Origin of the sequence: Lysinibacillus sp. FSL K6-4013 (assembly GCF_038630435.1) — a bacterium.
Classification (GTDB): domain Bacteria; phylum Bacillota; class Bacilli; order Bacillales_A; family Planococcaceae; genus Lysinibacillus; species Lysinibacillus boronitolerans.
Window position 1 is genome coordinate 4,680,167 of the sequence record NZ_CP152031.1, and the last position, 26,924, is coordinate 4,707,090.

Annotated in this window: 23 protein-coding genes and 1 riboswitch; of the genes, 6 read left to right on the forward strand and 17 right to left on the reverse strand. The window is 37.0% G+C overall.

All coding sequences use genetic code 11. The features are described 5' to 3' along the window. Positions 1-1,401: a decarboxylating NADP(+)-dependent phosphogluconate dehydrogenase gene (gnd, locus tag MHB39_RS23275; RefSeq protein ID WP_342545513.1), complete on the forward strand. Its 1,401-nt coding sequence runs from the start codon at positions 1-3 to the stop codon at positions 1,399-1,401. A gap of 53 nt (positions 1,402-1,454) precedes the next feature. On the opposite strand, the gene MHB39_RS23280 is transcribed toward gnd, so the two are convergent. Further along, positions 1,455-2,999: a histidine kinase N-terminal 7TM domain-containing protein gene (locus MHB39_RS23280; RefSeq protein ID WP_342545514.1), complete on the reverse strand. Its 1,545-nt coding sequence runs from the start codon at positions 2,997-2,999 to the stop codon at positions 1,455-1,457. A gap of 111 nt (positions 3,000-3,110) precedes the next feature. Here MHB39_RS23280 and MHB39_RS23285 point away from each other — a divergent pair, with 111 nt between their 5' ends. Continuing rightward, a complete protein-coding gene (locus tag MHB39_RS23285; RefSeq protein WP_258860015.1) occupies positions 3,111-3,443 on the forward strand; it encodes a BRCT domain-containing protein in 333 nt (110 codons plus the stop codon). 68 nt (positions 3,444-3,511) lie between these two features. On the opposite strand, the gene MHB39_RS23290 is transcribed toward MHB39_RS23285, so the two are convergent. From MHB39_RS23290 to MHB39_RS23300, 3 genes are all read right to left on the reverse strand, one after another. Next, positions 3,512-4,186, reverse strand: coding sequence for a peptidylprolyl isomerase (locus tag MHB39_RS23290; protein ID WP_342545516.1), 675 nt, complete (start codon positions 4,184-4,186; stop codon positions 3,512-3,514). Positions 4,187-4,388: 202 nt separating this feature from the next. Further along, positions 4,389-6,257 carry a leucine-rich repeat domain-containing protein gene (locus MHB39_RS23295; protein WP_312125046.1) on the reverse strand — a complete coding sequence of 623 codons (1,869 nt, stop codon included), beginning with the start codon at positions 6,255-6,257 and terminating at the stop codon, positions 4,389-4,391. A gap of 130 nt (positions 6,258-6,387) precedes the next feature. Further along, a complete protein-coding gene (locus MHB39_RS23300) occupies positions 6,388-7,398 on the reverse strand; it encodes a GNAT family N-acetyltransferase (RefSeq protein ID WP_036077899.1) in 1,011 nt (336 codons plus the stop codon). Positions 7,399-7,574: 176 nt separating this feature from the next. Between MHB39_RS23300 and MHB39_RS23305 the strand changes: the two genes are divergently transcribed. Both MHB39_RS23305 and MHB39_RS23310 read left to right on the forward strand, forming a co-directional pair. Next, the gene (locus MHB39_RS23305) at positions 7,575-8,552 is read left to right on the forward strand and encodes a tRNA-dihydrouridine synthase (RefSeq protein ID WP_342545518.1); all 978 of its coding nucleotides are present in this window, start codon (positions 7,575-7,577) and stop codon (positions 8,550-8,552) included. Positions 8,553-8,875: 323 nt separating this feature from the next. Further along, the gene (locus MHB39_RS23310) at positions 8,876-10,066 is read left to right on the forward strand and encodes an MFS transporter (protein ID WP_342545519.1); all 1,191 of its coding nucleotides are present in this window, start codon (positions 8,876-8,878) and stop codon (positions 10,064-10,066) included. 115 nt (positions 10,067-10,181) lie between these two features. Here MHB39_RS23310 and MHB39_RS23315 read toward each other — a convergent pair whose 3' ends face one another. The 5 genes from MHB39_RS23315 to queF form a co-directional block, all read right to left on the reverse strand. Continuing rightward, entirely contained in the window at positions 10,182-10,721 is a 540-nt protein-coding gene (locus MHB39_RS23315) for a VUT family protein (RefSeq protein ID WP_016992281.1), read from the reverse strand. Positions 10,722-10,767: 46 nt separating this feature from the next. After that, a complete protein-coding gene (gene queE / locus MHB39_RS23320) occupies positions 10,768-11,496 on the reverse strand; it encodes a 7-carboxy-7-deazaguanine synthase QueE (protein WP_016992282.1) in 729 nt (242 codons plus the stop codon). After that, a complete protein-coding gene (gene queD, locus MHB39_RS23325; protein WP_016992283.1) occupies positions 11,489-11,959 on the reverse strand; it encodes a 6-carboxytetrahydropterin synthase QueD in 471 nt (156 codons plus the stop codon). Before queD ends, queE begins: the two co-directional genes overlap by 8 nt. Positions 11,960-11,962: 3 nt before the next feature. Beyond that, positions 11,963-12,622, reverse strand: coding sequence for a 7-cyano-7-deazaguanine synthase QueC (queC, locus tag MHB39_RS23330; RefSeq protein WP_312125054.1), 660 nt, complete (start codon positions 12,620-12,622; stop codon positions 11,963-11,965). A gap of 103 nt (positions 12,623-12,725) precedes the next feature. Then, a complete protein-coding gene (gene queF, locus MHB39_RS23335) occupies positions 12,726-13,226 on the reverse strand; it encodes a preQ(1) synthase (RefSeq protein ID WP_036077904.1) in 501 nt (166 codons plus the stop codon). A gap of 125 nt (positions 13,227-13,351) precedes the next feature. After that, a riboswitch (PreQ1 riboswitch) is annotated at positions 13,352-13,398 on the reverse strand. A gap of 320 nt (positions 13,399-13,718) precedes the next feature. Between queF and MHB39_RS23340 the strand changes: the two genes are divergently transcribed. Next, positions 13,719-17,420, forward strand: coding sequence for a S8 family serine peptidase (locus MHB39_RS23340; protein WP_342545522.1), 3,702 nt, complete (start codon positions 13,719-13,721; stop codon positions 17,418-17,420). Positions 17,421-17,586: 166 nt separating this feature from the next. On the opposite strand, the gene MHB39_RS23345 is transcribed toward MHB39_RS23340, so the two are convergent. From MHB39_RS23345 to MHB39_RS23360, 4 genes are all read right to left on the reverse strand, one after another. Further along, positions 17,587-18,330, reverse strand: a complete 744-nt coding sequence (locus MHB39_RS23345) for an amino acid ABC transporter ATP-binding protein (protein WP_342545523.1) — start codon at positions 18,328-18,330, stop codon at positions 17,587-17,589. A gap of 12 nt (positions 18,331-18,342) precedes the next feature. Further along, a complete protein-coding gene (locus tag MHB39_RS23350) occupies positions 18,343-19,008 on the reverse strand; it encodes an amino acid ABC transporter permease (RefSeq protein WP_036077909.1) in 666 nt (221 codons plus the stop codon). A 31-nt stretch (positions 19,009-19,039) separates the two neighbouring features. After that, on the reverse strand, positions 19,040-19,822 hold the full coding sequence (locus tag MHB39_RS23355; RefSeq protein WP_342545524.1) for a transporter substrate-binding domain-containing protein: 783 nt from the start codon (positions 19,820-19,822) through the stop codon (positions 19,040-19,042). Positions 19,823-20,255: 433 nt separating this feature from the next. Then, complete coding sequence (locus MHB39_RS23360; protein WP_342545525.1) at positions 20,256-20,717, reverse strand: hypothetical protein; 462 nt, start codon at positions 20,715-20,717, stop codon at positions 20,256-20,258. Between the two features lie 315 nt (positions 20,718-21,032). Here MHB39_RS23360 and MHB39_RS23365 point away from each other — a divergent pair, with 315 nt between their 5' ends. Continuing rightward, positions 21,033-21,518: a hypothetical protein gene (locus MHB39_RS23365; RefSeq protein WP_342545527.1), complete on the forward strand. Its 486-nt coding sequence runs from the start codon at positions 21,033-21,035 to the stop codon at positions 21,516-21,518. Between the two features lie 15 nt (positions 21,519-21,533). Here the strand turns inward: MHB39_RS23365 and MHB39_RS23370 are convergent, their stop codons facing one another. The 4 genes from MHB39_RS23370 to MHB39_RS23385 form a co-directional block, all read right to left on the reverse strand. Next, positions 21,534-22,115: an SLATT domain-containing protein gene (locus MHB39_RS23370; protein WP_342545528.1), complete on the reverse strand. Its 582-nt coding sequence runs from the start codon at positions 22,113-22,115 to the stop codon at positions 21,534-21,536. Next, positions 22,093-22,968, reverse strand: coding sequence for a nucleotidyltransferase (locus tag MHB39_RS23375; protein ID WP_342545529.1), 876 nt, complete (start codon positions 22,966-22,968; stop codon positions 22,093-22,095). The genes MHB39_RS23370 and MHB39_RS23375 overlap by 23 nt, the downstream gene beginning before the upstream one ends. 88 nt (positions 22,969-23,056) lie before the next feature. Beyond that, positions 23,057-23,779, reverse strand: coding sequence for a SprT family zinc-dependent metalloprotease (locus MHB39_RS23380; RefSeq protein ID WP_342545530.1), 723 nt, complete (start codon positions 23,777-23,779; stop codon positions 23,057-23,059). A 13-nt stretch (positions 23,780-23,792) separates the two neighbouring features. Continuing rightward, positions 23,793-26,894, reverse strand: a complete 3,102-nt coding sequence (locus tag MHB39_RS23385; RefSeq protein WP_342545531.1) for a type I restriction endonuclease subunit R — start codon at positions 26,892-26,894, stop codon at positions 23,793-23,795. Positions 26,895-26,924: the final 30 nt, after the last annotated feature.

Below are 26,924 nucleotides of genomic sequence, written 5' to 3' on the forward strand. Positions count from 1 at the left end.
ATGTTAAATACAATTGGCGTTATCGGATTAGGCGTTATGGGAAGTAATATCGCTTTAAACATGGCTAATAAGGGCGAGCATGTAGCTGTTTATAATTACACACGAGATTTAACCGACAAACTTTTACAAAAAGTCGAAGGACAAGCGCTTACTCCCTACTATGAAATAGAAGAGTTTGTACAAGCTTTAGAAAAACCAAGAAAGATCTTTTTGATGGTGACAGCTGGTAATGCCATAGATTCAGTTATTCAATCAGTAGTGCCCTTCCTTGAAAAGGGCGATGTCATTATGGATGGCGGTAATTCTCACTATAAAGATACAGAACGTAGATATGATGAACTTAAAGCTTCAGGAATTGGATATTTAGGAATTGGGATTTCCGGTGGTGAAGTAGGAGCATTGACAGGGCCATCTATCATGCCTGGTGGCGATCAAGAGGTCTATGACAAAGTTGCACCTATACTGACAAAGATCGCAGCACAAGTGAATGATACACCATGCTGTACGTATATAGGTCCTAAGGGTGCAGGTCACTTCGTCAAAATGGTCCACAATGGAATTGAGTATGCGGATATGCAACTCATTGCGGAAGCCTATACGTTTTTAAGAAAAAATATAGGATTATCCGTTGATGAAATTGCTACTATTTTTGAAACATGGAATCAAGGTGAATTGAAAAGCTATTTAATTGAAATAACAGCTGAAATTTTAAGGAAAAAAGATGAGGTAACAGGGTTACCATTAATTGATATGATTCTAGATAAAGCTGGTCAAAAAGGGACTGGGAAATGGACAAGCCTACAATCGATAGATAATGGTATTCCTACATCAATTATTACGGAGGCTTTATTCGCTCGTTATATTTCATCATTAAAAGAAGAACGAATTAGAGCAGAGGCAATACTAACTGGACCAAATTACAATCAGCAAAATCTAGAGAAGGATGTCTGGATTGAATACGTTCGCCAAGCCCTATATATGGGGAAAATCTGTGCTTATGCGCAAGGATTTACACAATATAAAATGACATCTGAGCTTTATAAATGGCATTTACCATTAAAAGATATTGCATTAATTTTCCGTAGTGGTTGTATTATTCGAGCGGAATTTTTAAATGTTATTAGTGAAGCCTATCAAAAGCAACCTTCACTAGATAATTTATTAATTGATCCATACTTTGCAGAAAAGACGAAGGACTATCAAAGTGGCTTAAGAAAAATAGTTTGTGAAGGCATCCAAGCAGGAAATGCATTCCCATGCTTAAGTGCTTCTCTCACATATTACGATAGTTATCGAACAGGTTCATCTAATGCTAATATGTTACAGGCACAACGTGATTATTTCGGTGCGCATACGTATGAACGAATTGATGCACAAGGTGTTTTCCATACAAATTGGTAAGTAAAAAGCTAAAATATACATCATTGCCTCAATGATTGTATATTTTAGCTTTTTTATTCTAGAAAAACATGTACTCGATTACGGCCTGCTTGTTTTGCCGCATACAGTGCTTTGTCCGCATTGTTTAAAAGCTGATACAGTGTCTCTTGTCCCTTTGTACCTTCTGCTACACCACAGCTAATAGTAGCACGAATTGCTCCCTCAGTAGTCATAAGTGGCTGGGATTCTACGCTATTACAGAGCAAATTAGCTAATGCTTGCCCCTCTAATAATGTAGAGTCCTTGAGTGCAAGAACAAATTCCTCACCGCCATACCGTGCAAACAGTTCTCCTTTTTTCAACACACTCTGACAAACCTTTACGACATGAACTAGTAATTGATCACCGATAGCATGCCCATACGTATCATTGACGTTTTTAAAATGATCGATGTCCATTAAAATGACAGTAAAAGCTGAGGATGATTCTCTTGCCTCGCTGTAAGCCTGATTACATTGTTGAAAAAAAGCTCGACGATTATAAATTTGTGTAAGTTCATCGTAAAAAGCGAGTTGCTCTAACTGTCTTTGTAGCTCCTTCAACTCTGTTATATCAGTGAAAATAAGTAATAACCCCTTACCATGATTAACATGTTGCAGCTCTGTAACACGCACTTGATAAGTATGATCAGAAAGCACCATCTCGATGTCTTGCGTATTCACCACTGCCTCCAATGTAAATGGCATCGGTTGTCCAGTTACTTCAAGCCATGTTTTCCTAATATCCCTACCAATCATTGATCTGGTTAGCTGAGGAAATACCTTGCTGCAGGCTTGGTTAAACTCTATTAATCGGGCAGATTCATCTAAGACAATAACCCCATCATTGATACTATGAAATATTGCATCCTTGGCAACAGGCATCACCCTAAATAACCGTGAGGAATTAATAGACCATAAATATAAAAATGAAGAAGCCCATAATACCATAGGGACAGGATCAACTCCTTGAGGTGTTAAGCCCAATAAATAGATGAATGCTGTTATCATAGGAATAAGTTGACCACACATTAAGGCAATTAATTGTTGCCGGTAGGCCTTAGTAGTCTCTTTCCAATGGATTAATACTAATAAAAAAGATACGAACATACAGCCAAAAGTAAAGATGCCATGAATGATATACCATATGCCAATTTCCTGATGAACATAAGGTGCCCCTAATATAGGATCTATTTCAAATACTCTATAATGAAAATGGTGTATATCATTTGTAGCAACCATGATTAAGCTAATAAATGGAATGGCAAGAAGAGCCATTATCTTTTTCCTTGTCAGATGAAAGCCTAGGTATTGCATGATAAACAATAATCCGAGAGGCGTTGAAAAAGCCATACCTACATATTGGATGGCCGTCCAAACCTTTATGGCACTTAATGTTGTAGCGATTAAACCAAAAGCAGAGGCAAAACAATATACCGCAATTAATGCGGTATAACTAATAAACAATTGAGCAATTTTTGTATAATTGTAGCGTTTTAGAAATACGTATAAACATAAATACAAATTTAGTACACCTGATGTGCAGCTAAGAGTAATGAAAGCAGTCAATTGCGAATTCATGTCTATGTACCTCTTTATATTTTTAATTTTAATGTAGCATACATATAAAATTTTGTGGATTTATTTATTGATTAAATTGCATCAAAAAGTGAATTTAAAGGAGTAACGAATATGATCAATAAGGATAACTCAGAAATCATTTTCTTTTCCGATCCAGCAGAAAATCTAACCCACCCCTTTTATAACAAACAAATTGTATTTACAGGCGCCCTTTCTACCATGACACGATCCGAAGCCGCCAAACAAGTAAAAGCCTATGGAGGGTATTTACAGGGAGCTGTTACACAGCAAACGGATTTCGTCGTTCTTGGTGATAAACGTCGCGGTATAAGCGCCAAGCAGTATAAAGCTGAGCAGCTAATTAACCAGGGACAAGATATTCAAATATTAATAGAAGATGATTTTTTATGGCTTATTTCAATACCAAAGGAAATGGACAAGTAAAAAGAGTATGTAAGGTTGTCCTTCTTACATACTCTTTTAAAACAATATTCATGTGTTTAACACATGAACTATTTATTGACCTTAGGTGCTGGATAATCAAAGCCCTTTGTATCCACCTCTACCTTTTTCATTTGCTGATCTTCTAGTGGTTTATTTGTAGCATCTCGCTCTGCTCCAACAATGGCATCAACTGTTTCCATTCCCTCGATTACCTTGCCAAAAGCAGCATATTCCCCATCAAGATGTGATGCTTCCTTTACCATAATGAAAAATTGTGAGCCTGCTGAGTTTGGATCATCTGAACGAGCCATCGAAATAACACCACGTTCATGCTTCATATTATTTTCAAATCCATTTGAAGAAAACTCACCATCAATTGAATAATCAGGCCCTCCAGTACCATTCCCCTTTGGATCTCCACCCTGAATCATAAAATCAGGAATAACACGGTGGAAAATAAGACCATCGTAAAATCCATCTTTCGCCAAAGCAATAAAGTTGGCTACTGTATTCGGTGCTACAGTAGGCTCCAATTCAATAACTATTTTTTCATCATTGCTCATCGTAATCGTCACAATTGGATTTTCCTTCACTTTTGACGCGTAATCCACTTCTTGTTGTGTTTCCTTAGTCGTGTTACTCTCTGTTTTCTCACTATCCTTCGCTGTACCACAGCCTGTCAAAACAACCATAATGGCTAGCAGTGATAGCATAAAATACATACCTTTGTTACGTGCAAACATATCCTTTTCAGCTCCTCTTGTTATGCATTTCATTATAAAACTATCCAATCTTTAGGACAAATTCAAGAGAGACAATGACAGGATATTCATGTCATCGTCTCTACTTTTTATTTCTATTATATTAAGTCGTATGCTGCAAAATCAAAATATTCCCTGACCGACTATACATTGGAGTTTAGTTGTTTTATTAATTCACAGGATCTCAATAAATCATAACCGCCTTGTCTAGAACAGATTGATTTTGTACTTGATTCCCTAAAATATATAGTTTTTTTAAGTTAGGCAAATTCACTAAGGGTTCCACATTCGAAATGGCATTATTTTCTAAATGAAGCACCTCTATTTGTTGCCAATTTCCCAAGAAATTTAACGATTGTAGTGAACTATCTTGTAAAGTGAATGAACGTAAATTTGTAAAGCCAGCAAAGTAAGGCATGATCTTATCTACTTCTTGCACCCATTCCCCATTACCAATTTGAATGGAAACATCATTTAAAGTTAAATGCTCCAGCACGTTGTTCGTAAATGGCTTGCTATTCACCTGAAAATTACATTCATTACAGTTTAACATTTTTACATGCTGCAAATTGAATAAGTCATTGGTTTCATAAAAGAGGGTCTCATTTAAATTGATTGTTTGCAAATGAGGTAGGTCATTTAATGAACGAATACCTGTAAGAGTTCCATACTCCATGACTGTAAGCTGTTCTAGCTGTGGGTATTTCATTAGTTCTGAACCATTCAATTGCGAATCCGATCCACTTATAGAAACCGTCAAATCTCTTAAAGCCGGTGCCTCTAGCTTTGGTAAAAATGAGCTCTTCAGCTCTGCTTTTTTCAAATGGGGCGCTACAATCGATGAAATATCACCATGATAACCAGTTAACGATAACTCCGTCAATGACGTTAGACTGTTTACCATATCCAACAACTCCACTTGACCAGGAGAAGCTAAACGTAGCTTTGTTAAAGATGACATATTTCTAAGTCTATCTAAATTGATTATATTCATGTTTTCAAGATCTAAAGACTGTAGTTTAGGCATGTTTTGTATAAAATCAAGCGTTTTTAAATTTCTTACTGAAGTAAGTTTTAATTCTTGTAATTGAGTCAATGCGTATAGTGGGCTAAAATCTGTAGCTTCACTAATGTCTATTGCTAACGACTCTAAATCAGTGAATGTAGACAGCCACTTTAAATCATTGATCGATGTTAAGGAAAGTGATTTTAGCGATAATTTATTTAGAATCTGGAAATCTGTCACCTCTTCAGCCACATAAGATAGTTCAAGCGATTGAAGATTGGGGAACTCTAATAATAAAGCAAGTTCATCATTACTTCTAATTTGGATAGAGAGATCTTTAACATTTGACTTATCACTAAAATATCCTGCGATTTTACTAAATGATTCATTAAAGCTACCTGTATAACTTTTTAAGTTTTCAAGATGGTGAAAGCTTACTTTTTCACTTTGTGATATTTCATAATCATTCATGAGCTTTAAAACCGTTAATCCAGTAAAGGCCTCAAAGTCCTTTTGTTCAATTTCTTGCGTATTTAATAACTTATCCATAATGATATAAGTTGAAATTTTAGCTTCCTTATTTGTAAAAGGATCTTCTAAGCTATAATCAAAATGCCATTGATTGTCAGAATAGTAGGCAGCCAAATATCGAATACTTGCAATCTCTTCTTTTGTTGGCATCGCCCCACCTTTATCAAAAATATCTTTTAAAAAGAACAGAAGAACTTCACTTTCAGGCATTATCCGAACAGATAGCTCTTCACGGTTTCCATCCTCTGTTTGATTACTACTTAAAAGGAAATACCCAAGGAATACACACATCATGACAATGGGTATCAGAAGGAGCAGCTTTAAATTTGTTTTTGGACGGGATATTGTATTAGGAGAAGCTGTTCCATAATAATTATTAATCGTTTGATCTACATAATAAACTTTATTCTCTTTCAACATGATTTCAGTATCACAAAAAGGACATTTAAATGTTTGCTCTTCTTTATATTCAATTTTCCCATTACAATTTGGACAATTTAATTTAATAAATTCCACTGGCAGCCCCCCAGCACTATTTTCCATTAAGCTTAGTTGTCTAAAAAATAAATGTCAATATATACGAAGTATAGGTAAGCAATCTAAAACTATATTTGAAGTGCCTAGCCAGCTAAATACTTAACTAAATTTACAATAACTCTATACTCGGGTTGTTAAAGTTTGCCCATGCTATATCACTGTTAATGTATCTAACCATTCTATAGGCTACTGGCTTAAAACCGCACTTAGGCCAAAAAGTCGATGCAGCAAGATTCGTTATTCTCCAATCTGTAATGATATTCTCATAGCCCGCCTCTTTCATCCTTCTACAGCCTTCATTCATCAGCTCTTTTCCCACACCTCTTCCCATTTGAGAAGAGTAAGTACCTGCAATCGTTAGCTCTATTGCATGCTCAGGTGTCATCAAATCTGAATGTATAGGGTAATATTTTTGAAATCCTAATTCCTGCCCATCCTTTATTGCAACGAGACATGTATCATCATTATCCTCTACTATACTTTTATATGAGGCTTTTATGCTCATAACAACTTCAGGGAATACGGGCTCAAATGTAGGTGCGGCATTTTGATACGATTGAATGATCCTAGACATTTTCCCCATCATTTCACTATCCATTTTATTAGCAACCCTAATCTCTGCATTACATACATTTTCGAATGGTTTGTAATCCCCTATGTTCATTACGCCATGTACTTGCTGTATAGAAAAGCTTAATCGTAGGTAGGCATCATAATAAGCCTGATTTCCAAGTGGGATTATCGTGTAATGCATAAAGCACCCCTGCTCTAGCCACGCCACTGAAACCTCTGTATAGAGATTCCTTATAAGCTCAGAGGATTGATCCTTTCTGATTGCCATTCCCTCATAGGGTACCCATATATGTCTGCCTCTTACCGTGTCAATCTTAACGACTCCGATTATATACCCTACTAGGTCATCTTTAATAAATGCCCCCACCCCATTGACATTATTATGAACAAATAAATTTTCAAGCATATTCGTTATATGTTCAGTATTAAGATAGTTGTTGTTTAAAAATGGATATACCTCCCCTTCGAAGCTCTGTCTATTAATGAGTAACTTAGCCATTGCGGGTATATCATTCATACTGATTGTTTTATACTCACATTTTCCCATTTCAACTCTCCCCCTAAATTTTCACTTTATATTACCTATTCTATCATTATGGATAAGACAGGATTTTGTTGGAAATTTCCATCCTTAAGCTAAGCCAATTAACTATGTAGAAATAAAGTAAGTAAATATGATATCTTTTTGCAAGATAGTATTTTGGAAAGAGAGGGTATTTATCAATGAATCAAAATAATTTCTGGCTTGATTTACCAAGGCCGTTTTTCATTTTAGCTCCTATGGAGGATGTGACAGATGTTGTATTTCGTCATGTCATTCAGGAGGCAGGGCGACCCGATGTATTTTTTACTGAATTCACCAACACGACGAGCTATTGTCATCCAGATGGCTTAGATAATGTACGTAGCCGCTTAGCTTTCACAGAAGATGAGCAGCCCATTGTTGCACATATTTGGGGGGACAACCCTGAACATTTTCGTCAAATGAGTATTGGTATGAAGGAATTAGGCTTTAAGGGAATTGATATTAATATGGGCTGCCCAGTTGATAATGTAGCAGAAAGAGGTAAAGGCGCTGGCTTAATTCTCCATCCTGAACTAGCCGCAGATATTATTCAAGCAGCCAAAGCAGGAGGCTTACCAGTTAGTGTCAAAACAAGACTTGGCTTTACGGATGTAGCAGAATGGCGTGAGTGGCTTACCTATATTTTAAAACAGGATATCGCCAATCTTTCTATTCATCTCCGTACACGGGAAGAAATGAGTAAGGTTGCTGCACATTGGGAATTAATTGCAGATATCAAAAAACTACGTGATGAAGTTGCTCCCCAAACATTACTGACAATCAACGGTGATATTCCTGATCGTTTAACAGGTCTACAACTAGTTGAACAATATGGTATTGATGGTGTAATGATTGGACGCGGCGTATTTTCAAACCCATTTGCCTTTGAAAAGGATCCTAAAGAGCATAGCGCCAAAGAATATCTTAACTTGCTATACCTACACCTGGATCTGCATGACCACTATTCCAAGGAATTCGAAACACGTTCATTTAAAGCATTGCAACGTTTCTTTAAAATATATGTACGTGGCTTCAAAGGAGCCAGTCAATTGAGAGTTCAATTACTGAACGCAAATTCTACAGATGAAGTCCGTGAATTATTAGCTACGTATATTGCCGACAAACTAACGGAGTAAACCTTTAATATAAGCTGATATAAAAGAGGAGACTGGCTATCGCCAATCTCCCTTTTACTTGAAATCATTTATTGGGCCTTTACCCATTAGAACTTCTACCGTATTAGAAGATCCCATGTTAAAAGAAATGCCGTTAACGAAATATATCAATAGAAAATTCGGGTACTATTTACAAAATCCTTCTTAAGGGGAATCTTTGGAAACAAATACTGACAGCATATAAGGAAAACCAATCTAATTTCTCATAAAAACATTTTATGCTATGATATTTAAATTGTGTCTACTAAGTAACACAGTTACATTCATCTAAGAAAGAGGTATTTATGCATCATACACAGTTATCCAAGCGACATTGGTTACTTATCTTAACACTTGCATTATTAACATTTGTTCTTGGGACAAGCGAATTTGTTATTGTCGGGATCTTAACTGATATTTCTTCAAGCCTTCATATGACTAATGCAAAAGCAGGTACACTCGTTTCTGCGTTCGCTCTTACATTTGCTATCGCCACACCACTCGTGATGTCAGCAACAAGCCATTTTCCAAAGCGTAAATGGATGCTGTTTTTGATAGGTTTCTTCATTGCATTAAATGCTCTGTGCGTAATTTCAACGAGCTATATTATGCTCCTTGTCCTTCGGGTTATGACAGCGATTGTGACAGGCGTATTGATCTCTCTAGCCATGATTGTTGCGAGCGAAACCATGCCGACTAACAAACGCGGTCTTGCTATATCATTCGTTTTCAGTGGTTTTACACTGGCAAATGTAGTTGGCGTTCCCATTGGAATTGTTATCGCCGAATGGTACGGCTGGAATGCCATATTCATGTTAACCACTCTTCTCGGAGGGTTGGCGTTTGCGGCATCTTTTTTTGTCTTACCTACTCGGCTCAGCCAAGTACGAAGCTCCATACGCGATCAATTTTCTTTACTAATCCAGCCACGAATTTTAATTGCCTTTTTCATTCCTGCTCTCGGGTTTGGTGCAACCTATGCAGTCTTTACGTACCTTGTTCCTATTTTAAAGGGGATGGGTGCACCAAATAGTTCTATAAGTCTAATCTTATTCGGTTACGGGTTTCTTTCGATTTTCAGCAACATTCTTGCCAATAAAATCGCCAGTCACAATGCCATTGGTCGACTTCGGTTTGTTTTTCTCGTCCAAGCAATTGTACTGACAACTTTATTTTGGACGACAAATCATTTTATTTTAGGACTAGCAAACATTGGATTAATGTCACTAATGGCCATCCTCTTAACAACATCTACTCAGCTTTATTTAATAGATTTGGCCGAAATTTATAAACCAGAAGCTAAAGGACTCGCAGCTTCTCTTATGCCAGTGGCAAGTAACGTAGGCATCGCTTTTGGGTCTGCATTAGGCGGAATTGTGTATCATCAAGGAAATTTGATGAATGTCACATGGGTCGGTGGTATAGTTGCCATCTGTGCAAGTCTGCTAACTTTCTTTAGTTATCATCTAGACCATAAACAAAAGAAAATGGCATAAAACAATAGGTACTTTAGTAAAAATATAAATTAAACAGACCCATGCGCATAATGCGAATGGGCCTGTTTTTACTTTTGATACTTATCTTCATAATAAGGAAGCCTATTTCAAAGAATTATCCTGAAATAAGATGTTTTTCTTTCATTGGTCCTACTTTATTTAAAATGATTGCACCAACCATTTGAATAATCGTCTTCACAATAATTTGCCCTATAATGGCGGCAGGTACCGCTTCCCATGGCAATATATTGGCACCAAGTGGACTTAGGCCGATTACGACAAAAATTGCAGAATCTAGAAATCCTCCAACAATGCCACTGTAGAACACACGCCAAGCCATTGGTAATTTTAATCGAGTATAGATTTCTGTATCAGCTGTTTCAGCGACAACAAATGATAGTGCTGAGGCTACCACAATCAAAAGTGTATCACCCAGTAGGAATGACACCACAGCTGATAAAATTAAAGCTGTAATAATAAATAAATACGTCTTTTTTCTACCATATTTATTTTGTACTAGATCCCGAAAAATAAAGGTTGCTCCAATTAAAAGCGTTCCCATTGGGACAATAAACATGCCAAAATGTAATGGTGCAAATGCTGCCGTTACTACATTAGCGATGACAATAGATAATAAATAAAATAAAATTCTCATACTTTTACTCCTCAAGTAAATTTAAAGACATTTTTGCAGCGGCTCACTATACACCTCTTTTATTTCCCCAAACGAGGGCATGTAACTGTGGCAGTACTTTAACATCTCTTAAATCCTCATCCTTTATTACTCTATCAATCAGCGCATGATATTTATCTAATAAATGCATCATTAATTGTGAATTATCAGTTGTCGCGAGATCATCATTACCAACTTGAAGATAAAAAGGAATCAGGGGATATCGATGGTGAATTTGTTTAGCATAATCGTAATCCTCTTGATTAAAAACGACTATTTTGAGGGATACATGGTGATTGTTGTTTCGATCTTTAAGTTTTTCGAAGATATAAGAGAGCACCGAGTAGTCTGTGGTCATTCCAGAACTAGGTGGCTTTGGTGAAATCGTCAGTTCATCAATCTCATACATCCATTTTTGCCACCTACTCCCCTGTGTTTCTACCCCGATTTTTATGCCATTTTCTTTTAATATGGCAATGAGCTCTGCTAAATTCGGATTGAGTGCAGGATTGCCGCCTGAAATCGTAACAAATGAAAAACCATTGCCTCCCAGCTGCTTGAGCTCAGCCCAAATCTCTTCCGCTGTCATTTGGACAATAAGATGCTTTCCACTGCCATCCCACGTAAACGCTGAATCACACCAAGAACAGGAGTAATCACAGCCTGCGGTTCTCACAAACATTGTCTTCTGGCCAACGACCATTCCCTCACCTTGAATTGTTGGTCCAAAGATTTCAATTACAGGTATTTTACTCAACTTCCATCCACTCCCGTCTCGTTTCTGCATAGCTTGTCGGAGTTTCATAAAGTTTAATAAACTCTACACGCGCACCGTTATATCCTTCATCAAGCAAGGCCTCAGTCAACTTTTCGTATATCCACACAACAATGTTCTCTGCTGTCGTATTCATGGGCGGAAGTGTTTCATTTAAATAACGGTGATCTAAATGAATCTCTATTTTTCGTTTCCATATTTCTTTTATATCGCCAAAATCAATTATCAAACCACGTTCATCTGTGTAGCCACTCAGCCCTAATATAACTCGATAGGTATGACCGTGAAGATTTTTACATTTCCCCTCATAATGGTGCAGATGATGAGCAGCATCGAAGGTAAATTCTTTGCTGATGAGGACACGCTTTGCATGGTATTTCAATTGATTTCTTTGAATATCCACATCCATTTTCTGGAGTCTCTCAACGATTTTAAAATCTGACATGTCTTAAGACTCCTTCCTATAACTTAAATACTCATCAAGCCCTTTATTTCGCAATTTACATGCTGGGCATTCACCACAGCCATCTGCTATGACACCGTTATAGCAAGTCAACGTTCTTTCTCGTACAAACTCAAGTGCCCCAAGCTGATCAGCTAATTCCCATGTCTGTGCCTTATTCAGCCACATCAACGGAGTATCAATCACAAAGGAATCATCCATCGATAAATTTAATGTTACATTCAAGGATTTAATAAAGACATCACGGCAATCCGGATAGCCACTAAAATCAGTTTCACAAACACCTGTTACAATATGCTTCGCTCCTACTTGGCTCGCTAAAACGCCCGCAAATGAAAGAAAAAGGAGATTGCGACCAGGCACAAAAGTCGATGGGAGCTCACCATTTCCTCCGTCCTTCACCTTTATGTCTTGTCGTGTCAATGCATTCGGAGCAAGCTGGTTCAGAAGTGACATATCAAGAATATGATGCTTGATACCAAGTTCACTCGCTATCTCCTTTGCACATTCAATTTCAAGACGATGCCGTTGACCATAATCAAAAGTTACTGCCTCAATCTCTTCAAAGCGTTCTTTTGCCCAGAACAAACAAGTTGTGCTGTCCTGACCTCCACTAAATACTACAATTGCTTTTTCCTGCTTCATCTAGAAAACTCCCTTATATCAAAAAAACAGCACCCTAAGAAAAAGTGCTGCTTTTTTCTTAGTTTTTTTAAGAGGGTAGCTAAAAACCTCTTTCTTGCTTCATTTATCGATTATCAATTTTTTCTGGATTAAGATCGTGGTTCATTAAACGATAATTGGCGATTTCTTCGTATTTCGTTCCTGGCTTCCCATAGTTACACCATGGATCAATCGAGATACCCCCACGTGGAGTAAATTTTCCCCACACCTCTATATATCTTGGATCAAGTAGTGTAATTAAATCATTCATAATGATATTTACGCAATCTTCATGGAAATCGCCATGATTTCTAAAACTGAATAAATATAACTTTAGTGATTTACTTTCAACAATTTTTTTATCTGGAATATACGAAATGTACATCGTAGCAAAATCCGGCTGATTTGTAAGCGGACATAAACTAGTAAACTCTGGGCAATTAAACTTAACAAAATAATCTCGATTAGCATGAAGATTATCCACTGCCTCTAATACCTCAGGTGCATAATCATAGGAATACTTTGTACCTTGATTACCTAATAGGGTCAAATCCTTTAATCCTTCTTCATGACTTCTGCCAGACATAAAAAAACCTCCTTGTAAAATGTTTCCCAACACTTTTCAAGAGAGGCATCACCAATTCAGTCTATTAAAACATAAGTAAAAACATAAAAAAAGCCACGTCCGATATGGACATGGCATATTGTCATGTTTCCATAGTTTTTTATAGAGGGTATCAGCTATGAACCTCTCCCGTTTTAGTCCGGGCATTCTTTTCTTCCATATCGTACAAAAAATAATACAGAACGTCAAATAGATTTTTTATAGAATTCTTCCTTGAGGATTAAATGATAAAAAGCATGAATTACTGTAAGTCGATACTCATTTAAAAGTTCTACTTTTTTATTAAATTACTTGGAAAATAGAATTAATTCATTTTTGACAAAGTCATACTAATTATCAATATTTTGAGATTTTTTAATATTCCGATATTCGAATTATCTCACCTGTGATAAATTGGAATTATCGCACTAAACTGAAAAGTGCGGTAATTAAGAGTGGAGGGAGAAATGAGATTTGAAAAAGTTTAAGTTTACGAAGTTTTTAAGTAGTATGATAGCTTTCGTTATGGTGCTTTTTCTATTGGTTCCATTATCGAATGCCAATGCTGAAGAATCGAAACCATTCAAGCAGGATAGTCAAAGTGAAAGCACACTTCAACTAAAGGCGGCTATCGCTGAACAGCTAAGCTTGTCTAAAGATGGTCCAACTCTTCACGAAAGCTTACAAAATGTATCAGGCAATCAAGAAGTTGCTGTCATCGTACATTTATCTGAAAAGCCTGTGGCACTAGAGCAAGGTATAAGCCAAGTGAAAGGCCAAAAGTTCTCTAATGCGCGAGCAAATGAAGTTCGTTCAAATGTAAAATCTCAACAAGCACAAGTTAAAAAAGAATTAGCTACTAAAAATGTTCAAATGACTCAAGGCTACACATTTGATACTGTTTTAAACGGCTTTGCAGCAACTGTGAAAGCAAATGACCTCCCGAAGCTGCTTTCAATAGAAGGAATTACATTAATCGAACCTGATGCGATTGTTTACGCATCAGAAGACAATACAATGAAATCATCAGAACTTATTAAGGAAGATCAATTAGAGGCTCAAATGAATACAAGTATTTCTTTCCTCGGCATCGAACAGCTTTGGAAGGAAGGAATTGAAGGACAAGGTATAAAGGTGGCAGTATTAGATACTGGTATTGACGCAGATCACCCCGAGTTTGCTGGAATTTACAAGGGCGGGAAAAACTTCATTCCAAATTCATCAACTTACACAAAGCCTCGGGCAGATGACGATGCATCGGAAACATTGCCTTCTGAGCGTCCTGCCGGAACACCTGAATTTAATGAAAAAGGAAGCTCGTTCTATACTTCTCACGGTACCCATGTTGCTGGAACCATTGCAGCAATTGGAGCTAACAATTTCGGCATTAAAGGAATTGCTCCAAAAGTAGACCTTTATGCTTACCGTGTTCTTGGTGCATATGGAAGTGGGGCTACATCTGGTATTGTTAAAGCAATAGAAACGGCTGTAACAGAAAAAATGGACATAATCAACCTTTCTCTTGGTGGGGGGGCTAACTCTGAAACGGACGCTGGTTCATTTGCTATTAATAATGCAATGATGGCTGGAACAATCGGAGTAATTGCAACAGGGAACTCCGGCCCAAATCGAGGAACAATGGGCACGCCTGCAACTGCTCGTTTAGGCATTGCTGTCGGTAACACAACAAATCCTGAAACAATGTATAACGGTGAAGTGAATGTTACAGTTGGTGACTACAACTTAACAAAACAGCTCCCATTAATGGGAACAACTTTTGGAAGGGATTTAGCAACACAGCTTCAAGGAGAATTTGACCTAGTTGCTATCCCTGGAAACGGAGAAGTAAAAGACTATGAGGGAATCGATGTAGAAGGTAAAGTAGCATTGATCTCTCGTGGCAGTATCGCATTTGTTGATAAAATTGCGAACGCAAAGGCAAATGGGGCGGTCGCCACAATTATTCATAACTTTGCTGGTGGAACAAATGCACCTAATATTTCAGGTACATTCCTGGGGGATTCCTTTGCTTTTCTACCAACATTTGATATGTCCCAAACGGATGGCAATGCAATTCGTGCTGCATTAGCCGGTGGAACTGGAAAAGTTAGCTTTAGTCAATTTACTTCCACAAAGACACTGGGAGATGAAGTAAACGATTCAAGTTCCCGTGGACCTTCTACACCAAACTTTGACATTAAACCAGATGTAAGTGCACCTGGAACAAACATTATGTCAACGATTCCAATGTATAAAAAGGATTTCCCTGATGCAGATTATGCAGAGGCATATGATCGTAAAACAGGAACTTCTATGGCAACACCGCATATTACAGGTATTGTTGCATTACTTAAACAAGCAAATCCTGATTGGAATGCGTTCGACATAAAAGTGGCGCTTTCTAATACAGCAAAGGTTTTAGATAAAACAAAATACGATGTGTTCTCTCAAGGTGCAGGTCGTGTAAATGCTTATGCTGCAGCACATCCAGAAATTCTTGCCTATGCATTGGATAATGCAATTTTAGATGGAACTGGAGCTGTTTCAGAAAACTTAAAAGGGACAGTTACTTTTGGTCCACAATCACTTAAAGACCAGGATATTTCCGTAACGAAACAAGTTTTAGTAAAAGATATAAAGGGGAATGGCGGTAATTATAACGTATCAATTGATGTGACAAAAACATTTGGTGATGCAACTGTTACAGTCGACCAGCCAACATTTAATCTAGTTGGTGAGCAAGTGTTAAATCTTACATTAACTGCTTCACAAGCTACAGCACCAAACGGCTCAGAAATACTGGGGTATATTCACATCAGCGGTGGTGCTACAGAAATTTCATTGCCATTCGCAGCTGACTTTGGAAGCGAGGCAGTAACTGAAATTAAAGATTTAAAGATTACAGAAACAGATCTATCCTTTAATGGAGATGGCGTGAAAGATTCAGCTGTACTTTCATTTACATTAACTGGCGATGTAACAACTAACTATATCGAGCTATGGGATATTATGAATCCTCAGGGTGGAGAATATGGTGATGGCTACATCGGTTATCTACATGCAGGTACTGCGCTAGGAAAAGGCTCTTATACGCTGAATATCGCTGGGCAATACAAACCATGGGGAACAGAACCTGCCACAACAATTCCAGATGGTCTCTATACTATTGACTTTACTGGTCTTGCGGCATCAGGGGTAGTTTCAGATTATGTTGGGCCAATTATCGTGAAAACGACTAAGCCAGAAATTACTGGTTCAGTAGCTGAAGGTGTCGCTACAGGACAGGTAACAGATAAGTATATCGACTACAATGAAGAGTTATATTTATATGGTTTAAACTACAATTTAAATGATAAATTAAAAGCTTCCTATATTTCGACTGTGAATGGCGAAGTACAAGCGCCAGTTCCTTTTGAATTAAATCAAGATGGTAGCTTCACATTCCCAGTAACATCAGAAACGAATGCTGTATCCGTAAAAATTGAAGACGCTGCTGGAAATGTTGGTGAAGCATTTATATTTGAAAAAGATGTAGTTGAACCAAAAGTGACACTTTCCGTCAATCCAACTGAGCTAGACCTAACAGTTGGAAAATCTGCACAACTTACAGTAACAGAGACGTCTACTCCTCCAGAAGGTGAAGCAACAGAGAAAGATGTAACTTCACAAGCGACTTATGTTGTGGGAGATGAGAATGTTGCAACAATAGCAAATGGATTAGTAACTGCTGTAGGTGAGGGCACGACTACGATTACTATTTCATACGGTGATCATGAGGTTATGGTAAATGTTACAGTTAAAGCACCTGTTGTAGAAACACCAATCGTAACACTAGAAATTGACCAAGCTCAGGTTGAAACTAGAATAGGTAAAGAGGTTACGGTTAAGATTACTGAAGTAACTACTTTTGAGGGTAAAACAACAAAAAAAGATGTTACTACGCTTGCAACCTACGAAGTAGCAAATGATAAAATAGCTACTGTAAAAGCAGGAGCTGTAAAAGGAAAAGGTCAAGGTACTACGACAATTACGGTAACATACGGTGACCACACGTTAACATTCGGTGTGTTGGTTGAAAAGCCTGGTAATGGTAATGGTAACGGCAATGGCAACGGCAACGGCAACGGCAACGGTAATGGCAAAGGTAATAATGAAGTTACCGAGGTTGAGTTATAATTAAATAAGTACAGTTCAGCAAAAAGAGAAATTGCGCTTTGCAATTTCTCCTTTTGCTATTTAAATTTCACTTACTTATGATAAGGTTGGCTGTAACTAGTCTAAGTGCAGTTTTTCTGTAGAAGCTTTATCTAGTAATCGAGAGACCGTTCAGGACCTTTTAGTTTTATTTAAGCATTGTTGCAGTTAAAAATTCTCGTGTTCTCTCCTCTTTCGGTTGGTTGAAAAATTGTTCAGGTGTGCCGCGTTCAATAATTTTTCCATCATGCATATACACAATCCAATCAGCTACCTCTTTTGCGAATCCCATTTCGTGGGTTACAACAACCATTGTCATTCCTTCTTCAGCCAAGTCTTTCATGGTTGTTAAAACCTCTCCCACAAGCTCGGGATCGAGTGCCGATGTTGGCTCATCAAAAAGCATAATGTCTGGTTCCATCGCAAGTGCTCTAGCAATCGCCACCCGTTGCTTTTGCCCCCCTGATAGTTTACTAGGATAGACATCCGACTTATCCTCCAAACCTACTTTTTTCAGTAATTGTTTTGCTTTGATGATGGCTTTCTCTTTGTCTACACCCTTTACCATAACAGGTGCTTCAATAATATTTTCTAAAACCGTTTTGTGTGGGAATAAGTTGAAATTTTGAAACACCATCCCAACCCTTTCTCTAATTTTGTTAAGATCATCTGTCCGAGGATTGACTTCATTTCCCTCAATTATAATATTGCCACTATCTTTTCTTTCTAAAAAGTTCAAACAGCGAAGGAGGGTGCTTTTCCCTGACCCGCTCGATCCTATTAGACAAACAACATCGCTCTCGTAGACTGTCATGTCGATATTTTTCAATACATGTAAGTCTCCAAACGATTTATTCAATTGACTTATTTTAATCATTTCCTTGGTGTTCAATCTTTTCAGCTCCTATCTGTCGCTAACTGCTAATTTTAGTTCAGTTCGATTCACTACAAATGTCATCAACGCTACCAGCAATAAATAGTAGACTGCTACAATGAGTAAGTAGGTCATTTCATCAAAATTATTCGACCCAAGTGTTGTCGCCACATTAAACAGCTCATTCATGGAGATAAATGCGGCTAACGAAGAATCTTTTAAACTGATGATAAATTGATTGCCTAAAGGCGGCAACGCTCTACGGAATGCCTGTGGGAGAATAATCCTTCTTAATGTCAGTGTCTTTGTCATCCCCAAAGAGCGTCCTGCTTCAAATTGACCATTATCGACTGATTGAATTGCTCCCCGAAGGATTTCAGAAATATAAGCTCCATTATGTAGCGCTAGAGCAAGTGAAGCAGCCCAAAAATCAGGAAGAAGGAAAATCCCGCTAATTCCGAAGTAAAGGATAAATATTTGAACAATCAGTGGTGTTCCTCGCACCAAATAGACATATATATCTGAAATAAGTTCTAAAATTTTTATATTAGAAATTTTTAATAAGGCAAAGACTAGTCCGATGATGATTCCAAGTAAGATAGAAACCACCGTCAGCTCTAATGTTAAAAGCATAGCTTTAAAGAATACACCTTTTGTTTCGATTAGTATTTGAAAGAAATGTGAAAAACTTGGCAAAGTACTACTTCCTTTCTTTTATAGCATTGATTTATTCTGGTTTTGTGGTAATGTCCTCACCAAAATATTTGATACTGATTTGAGTCAGTGTTCCATTTTCCCGAAGTTGTTCCAAAGATTCATTTACTCGCTTCAATAGATTTGGATTATCCTGGGGCAACACAATCGCTTGTTCACTGCGATTAATTAATTGCTGTCCTTTAATCTTAAAACCTTCCTTTTCAGCAGTTTTTCCTGTAACAAAATCTGTAATTACTGCATCATGACGCCCACTACTCAACGCCTTTAATGCTGTAATATCACTGTCATATGTTTTTATTTTGTCTGTATACTTGGAAGCTGTATCGGCATATGTTGATCCTTTTGCAACAGCTACTTCCTTTCCCTTTAAATCTTCGACAGTCCTAATTTTACTATCGGATCTGGTGAAAATTTTCGGTCCTGAATAATAATAGGGGGTAGAGAAAGAAACATGTTTACTCCGCTGCGGGTTAATTGTGTGACTTGCAACGGCTGCATCCGCTCTTCCCGTTTTCACCCCTTCAACAATCCCCTTGAACTTGATTCGTTTCTGAACCGGCTCAAGGCCCATTTCCTTTGCAATCGCTTCACCAACCTCAATATCAAAGCCCGACATTGTAAGATCGTCATTTATATAACTAAATGGCTTAAATTCACCAGAAGTAGCAAAAACAAATTGATTTTTATTTATCAGTTCAGATCCATCTTCAAGCTTCTGCTTCTCTCCACAACCAGACAACATGCAGGCTACGATTGTACTAAAGACCAATAAAAACTTTTTACTCAACAACATGTTGGCTATAACTCCTTTCCCTTTCGATTATTCTTACAATCCTTTCTTGCTATATAACTTGCTTATGATAGTTAATACCCAATCCACTCCCAATAAAACAAAAAAGTATCAGGCACTTTTAATAGTGCCTGATACTTTTCTACAAAATTCGCATTATATAATTATCTTTCAGGTATTCTCTTTCCTCTAAAATGTAGCTTTTTAGATGTATAGAACTAAGAAAAACGCACTTACTTATGATACGGTTCACCGTAAAAATTTAAAAGGCAAAGAACAGCTTCGGGAATGCGTTTCCTGGAGCTGTTTTGTTCATTTTCCGATTAATTTGACCGTCGATAAATATTATTTTATCAAAGTTTTATAGACGTTCACACCATGTTGAGCATAAACACTAAATTTATAGGGACAATTACGTTTTATAAAAATTCCATATTTACCCTAATAAACTTATTTGTACGCTACTCGTACCACCAGCATAGCGCGCTCTATTATGTTCATCTTCTGAAGAGCAAAAGATTATCGTTATACTGCATTTTTCAGGAAATACACACTCTCTCATAGTATTAACAAATTCCTTGTAAATCATATCCTTTAGATTATAATCATGTACTTGAAAATCGAGTGTTTCACTTTCTCCAACAATTAAAAAATCATTATCAGACGCAAAGAATTTAGGGTTGGATAATTGATGAAGATTATTGCAATCATAATACTTCCCTCTTAAATTATTATTATTACTGATGTCACGATCATGTCTGTCTATTCTTTTGCATTGATCAATACCATAAAAATCGCTAACAAATTTTTCAACAAACTCTATGCTATGATCCATAGTAAACATAAAGAATACTCTTATCTCCGCTTTATAAATTTGTAAATCATATTTAATTAACACAAAATCTCTCCTCGTTTTTAGACAAAAAAATCCGCACTATTGACCACACATTTTGTACGCAATCCCGCTTTCCATAGCGCACTTAAGTTAAGTACATTTTTAATGTCGGCAAAACAAAAAGCGCCATTGTTTATAGGCTACGCAAAAAATGTGTTTTTTTTGCAAGACTATACAATAGCGCTTGAATTAATTGAATTTATAGTATGTTGTTAAGCATTTCTATCATACTTATTTGATTAAGTTTTTTCAAGTATCTTCGAATATTTAGAAGACAATTGTCTATAATATAGCATCAAAATTTAAAGGAGATGCTTTATGAATAAAGAAAAATTTCTTGCTCTTGATTGCACGCAGAGAGTTGAATACGTGAATGATTTATTAAAAAATAATCATGATTTACAACAAATTGCTGATTCTATCGGAATCAATTATTCTACGTTCACTAAATTAATGACTCAAGGAGATTATATTTTTGTAAAACGGGATGGCCAGTATTTTCGCTTTATCAGAAACGGTGACACCATTTCGTCTATTAACAATTCTGCCGACGACTTCACAGCATTTCTCAATGAGAATAAAGACGTCTTAAAACAGATTATCGAGAAACACAAAGCCAACAATGACTTCACAATTGATAAGAAAATATTCTCTTCTAAACTTTCAACTAAGACGTTTCGTATGCCAGAGGAGTTATATCAGCAATTCGTCCTTACTTGCGAAAGAGAGTTCCCACACTTGAAAATACAGGACATTATTGCGCAACTTTTATTAAACTTTAGTAATAATTATTCGAGCGATTAGAAGTAGTTTAGCAACTTAAACTACTTCTTTGTCATTTCTTAAATGTTTTGGAAGCATAAAGTCAATCTCTTGATCCGAGAAAGTTAGCTCTTCATTAACTTTTAATGCGGATTGAGCTTTTTTATATGCCTTAGCAGATGTTATTGGCGCATTACTATATATTTCTGACGTCCTTAACTGTAATTCGTCGCGCGCATTTCTAATTTCTTCAATGCTCATAGAATCCATATCCGCAATTAATGAAATATAGTCCTCACGTATAACCCATAATGTTTGCGCTACATTTCTATGTTTTTTCGAATTACCATCGAAGTCAAATTCCCGCATGATTGTTGTAACTACCAATAACAATAAGGATATAAATGTGCCGACCCAAGTTGTTATTTTACCATCACCCAATAACACAATTAAAAATGCTCCAGCTACTAAAGTAGACAATATTAACTGAACCGTTTTATATCGTGTTTCTTTCTTCTCTAATAATACCGCACTTATATCATGTGTTTTTTGAGTATATGCAACGCGCCCGTAACATTCTCTAATTTGACTCATTAGTTTATTTCGTTGCTCCACTTCAGCTTGGGAATTTTGTTCCAAAAAGCTCCCTCCATTCCCTTTTAGAAGAATAATCATTGCCGTTTGATTCGTATTCAATTGCTTTTAATGCTAAATTTTTAGCTTGTTTAGCCTTATAAGCAAAATTATGCGTTGCTTCTATTCTTCTGTTACTGCCAGGTACATACCAATATGTTTTATCAGATTGTTCTATTAAAAACTCGAAAAAGTCGCGAACCATCCAGTCATAGTATATATAAGACTTATCACTATATGACCAGTTTTGCATAAACCTATAACATAGTGTATCAATCAGATAACCGCTCATTTGAACATTATGTTTATTTTTCCACGCTCTAATCATCCTGCAAAGTCGCTTAAGATTTTTATTACTGCTCTTGTTCAATTCATTAAACGCTTTGATTTCTGCTTTGGGATTAGTTGTTTGCCAACTACCTCCATTGTTTGTATCAGGATATGTGTAACTCTCTTGATCTTTATTAATAAAACAAGGCACAATTTCATATGAAGTTCCATCAGTAAAATCAATTTTAACAACTTGTCCATCTGCTCGTTTATATGATGGATACGTTTTTTCAATTGACTCTTTCACCGCTTGTAATAAAGCAGATTGTCCATTAGAGCTATAATTATTGTATTTCTCATAAGTCGCGTAAGGTAAACGAACTAATAAATCAATATCGCTTGTATGAATATCCGTTCCACGTCCATATGACCCCGAGTAGAAACTGTGATCCGTTTCTGAAGTCGATCCCCAGAAATCTTTATTTAATTGTTTAGTGATGCGCTTTGTTCTATAACTAATGTTATTTACTGTTTCATCACTCATTCTTAAATTTTGGCAAAATGTTTCAAAGTTACTTGCTACACCCATATATATTCCCCCTATAAAAAGACAGTTTCCTCGCGTAATGCTAAGAAACTGTCAAAAGTTAAATATTCATGATGTGTTTTCTAAGATGTTATAGTTCGCGCACAATTTCTTCATCTAATATCTTTTTGCGCTTCTCCCAGTCTGGCATTAGCGCAAATAACATATTGTAAAAGCTTTCACTGTGGTTGTTGTATTTAAAGTGTATTAATTCATGCAGTATTACATAATCAATGCAGTATTTTGGTGCTTTGATAAGCTCTGTATTAATAAGAATCGTTTTGTTATCAATATGCGCAGAACCCCAGCGCGCTTTCATAACGCGGATGTCGAGGGCAGGCTTATCAACGCCATACTTTTTCATTACGACAGCCATCTTATTTAATGATTCACCGAATACTTTATATGCCTTTTCATTATACCATGCTTCCATCAGCTGTTCCTTTTTACAATAGTCGGTTGGATCTGATACGAGTAAATGAATAAAGCCTCGAAAATACTTGACCTTTTCCTCCGTAGAAGGTTCAACGCGCAGGCGATATTGCTTGCCTAAATATTTGAACGACTCACCGCTCACATATTCGCGTTCGCTTTGCTTAAGCGGAAGTACATCTTCAAACTGCTTTACGTTCTTTAAAATCCATGAACCTTTGCTTTTCACAAAGTCATATATAAAACTTAATGGTACTTTTTCATTTGCTGACACTGCGATGCTCATGTCAGGCTTAATGTTTAAATTGACGTTTTTAACGTCCTTTCGTTCGATCCAAAAATCAATGGGCTGAGTGCCATAATGAATTTGGTGCTTTTCCATATTGCTCACTACCTTAATAACGCTTGATGGCTACTGTTTTTACTTGTTCAATCACTTTATCGATTGTGTCGAAGTCTAATGTTACATTATTTTCATTTGAGAAATCAAACAATAAATCATCAATGTCCTGCGCAATACGATTATGAATTTGTGGGTTGTTATGCCAGTCTACCTTTTGATGTTGTTTAATAATTGCATCCATTTTTATTGCTAAATTTGCAAAGTCTTCGTCGCCATACGACACTTGTTCATCCGTCATCGTTAAAAGGTCCTTTGTCACGCCATAAAAAGCTTGTGCATGACCGTTATCTTTAATGATGGCTGGATAATCTTCTTTCGGCTCACCTTGACGGAATTCGTTTAACAATTCATTCATTGAGTTTAAATAGTCTGCCTCAGAAATGCGCTTTTCTTTATATTGATCGATTACTTCTTGAATGCGCTCTGAGAACTTCTTATAGTAAGCAGGATTTTCATCCCATTTCGTGCTCACGCTTTTCGTTAAGCGAGTGCGAATTGCGTCCGCCTTTGCACGCTTTGATCCAAGACGGTCAAGCTCTTCCTTGAACCCTTTTTCATTCAAAATGTCGACGGGATTTGTAATACGAATAATATCCTCAGCTGAAATATATTGGTCCATCAGCTTTTGCATTTTCGCTTCGTATTCTTTATGGTCAATCGAATCTGAATAGCGTAACTTCACTGCCTTGCGTAGCTCTTGGAAGAACTTCAAGTCTTTCTTATACTTAGAAAGCTCCTCTTCCTGCAAGGCGTTATATATACGCTCCGATTCTAAAGCAATAGCAAGATTACGGGCGAACTTACTTAAGATATTATAAAAATCGTTGCGTAATTCTTCATCTTCTAACAACACTTCAAACTCTTCGACATCAGACTTATTACGAATAGGTGCAAAAATATCCCATAATTGCGAATGATACTGGCGCAATTCACCAATTATTGTAATGACGTCATAAATCGCACCTTGAATGTCCTCGGGGTCGAAGTTTTCAAGTCCAGCACCTGAATACATTTGTAACGCTTCGTCTAACTTTTCCAGCAAGCCTCGGTAGTCGATAATTAAACCATAATCTTTACCTTCGTAAAGTCGGTTAACGCGAGCAATCGCTTGTAATAACGTATGCTCTTTCATCGGTTTATCAATGTATAGAATCGATGCCCGTGGCGCGTCAAATCCAGTTAATAGCTTATCTACGACAATAAGTAAGTCAATTTCATCCCCGTAAATAAATTCTTCTTTGATTGCATCTTCATAAGCATCTGGTGTTCCGTAGCGATCCATCATCTTCTTCCAAAAACGCTGTATTAAATCTTGTGAATCTTCGTCAATCTCGTCATGCCCTTCTCGTTGGTCTGGAGGTGAAATAACAACAGCGCAATTCAAATCCCCAAACTCCTCAAAGAAACTCAAATAACGAATAGCTTCCATTTTACTATTCGTCGCAAGCATCGCCTTAAACTGTGAACCTTGCGTTTTATAGTTTCGATTAAAGTGTTCATTAATGTCAAATGCAATCATACTAATACGTTGGTCTGAAGAAGCAATGCGTTCAAAATGCGCCCATTTTTTCATCACTTCTTCTTTTTGATTGTCATTTAAATGGCGAGTAATCATGTTTAGTCGGTTATCAATTGCTGTCTTGTTAACTGTTTGGTCGACCATTTTTCCTTCATATAAAAGAGGAACAATGGCTTTATCATTCACCGCATCCGCAATTGTATATTTATGAATGAGCTTACCGAACTTAATCATCGTGCTCTTTTCTTTTTTCATTAAAGGTGTACCAGTAAAGCCGAGATACGACGCGTTCGGGAATACTTTCTTCATTTTGTTATGAAGCTCCCCATACTGTGTGCGGTGCGATTCATCGACAAGTACGAAAATATCACGCGAATCATTTACTTGTTGCTTCGCCTGCGCTGTGTCAAACTTATGCACTAAAGTTGTGACGATGTCAGTGTTACCGTCATTAAGCAATGCAATTAAATGATTACCTGAATTCGCACGGCTTGCTTTTAAGCGCGTATGATTAAACGTCTTATGAATTTGTTTGTCTAATTCTACACGGTCTGTTACGACAACTACTTTCGGATTCACATTTGATAGCTCTGTTAAAATGTAGCGCGCGAGCATCACCATTGTTAAACTTTTCCCCGAACCTTGCGTGTGCCATATAACACCTGATTGGCGGTTGCCGTTTTCATCACGCTGTTCAATCGTTTGCAATATTTGTTTGATTGCAAAGTATTGCTGGTATCGAGTTACTTTCTTAACATCTTTGTCAAATAGCGTGAAAAATGCCGTTAGTTCTAATAAACGCGCTGGGTGGAATAACGAAATAATGTTTTTATCCTGCGTCGTTGGTAAGCGATCTGTTACAGCGTTTTGTAGCAACTGCTCTAACCACTGTTGCTCTTCTTCTTTCCAAACAGACCAGAATTTTTTAGGTGTACCGCATGTTGCGTACTGCGTTTCATTTTTATTGGTCGCCATGACAATTTGAACAAACTTAAACAACTGCGGGATATATTCTTTCTTTTGGTTACGAATCATTTGGCTAATGCCTTGATTCATAGAGATGGATGCTTTTTTACATTCAATAACTGCCAAAGGAATACCATTTATAAAAAGTACAAGGTCAGGACGCACAAGCTTGCCATCCGCGCGCTCAACAGAAAACTCTTCAACGACATGAAAAACATTATTTTCGATATTATCCCAGTCAATAAATTGTAGTGTAAAAGATTGCTTTGAGCCGTCTGGAAGGAACTCCGTATAGCTTCTTCCTAACATAATTGTTTCATAAATCGCTTCATTCGCCTTTACAAGACCATTCGTTAACGGCTCGTCTAAATCGCGAATCGCTTGTTGAATATTATTTTCGCTGAAAGCATGATACTCATTTTTATATTCGTAGCGATTAATTTTGTGTAGTTGATATTCCAGCACGTCCCGAAGTAATACGTTATAAAGATTCCCGCGCATTTGCTCCGCTTGCTCAGTTGGAATTTGAGTATACCCAAGACGTTGCAACACTTCGAGCGCTGGCTGTTGGCTAATATTAATTTCATCATAAAGTTGCTCAGTGGACACATCGCCACCTCCAATCTATAAATGAAGGAA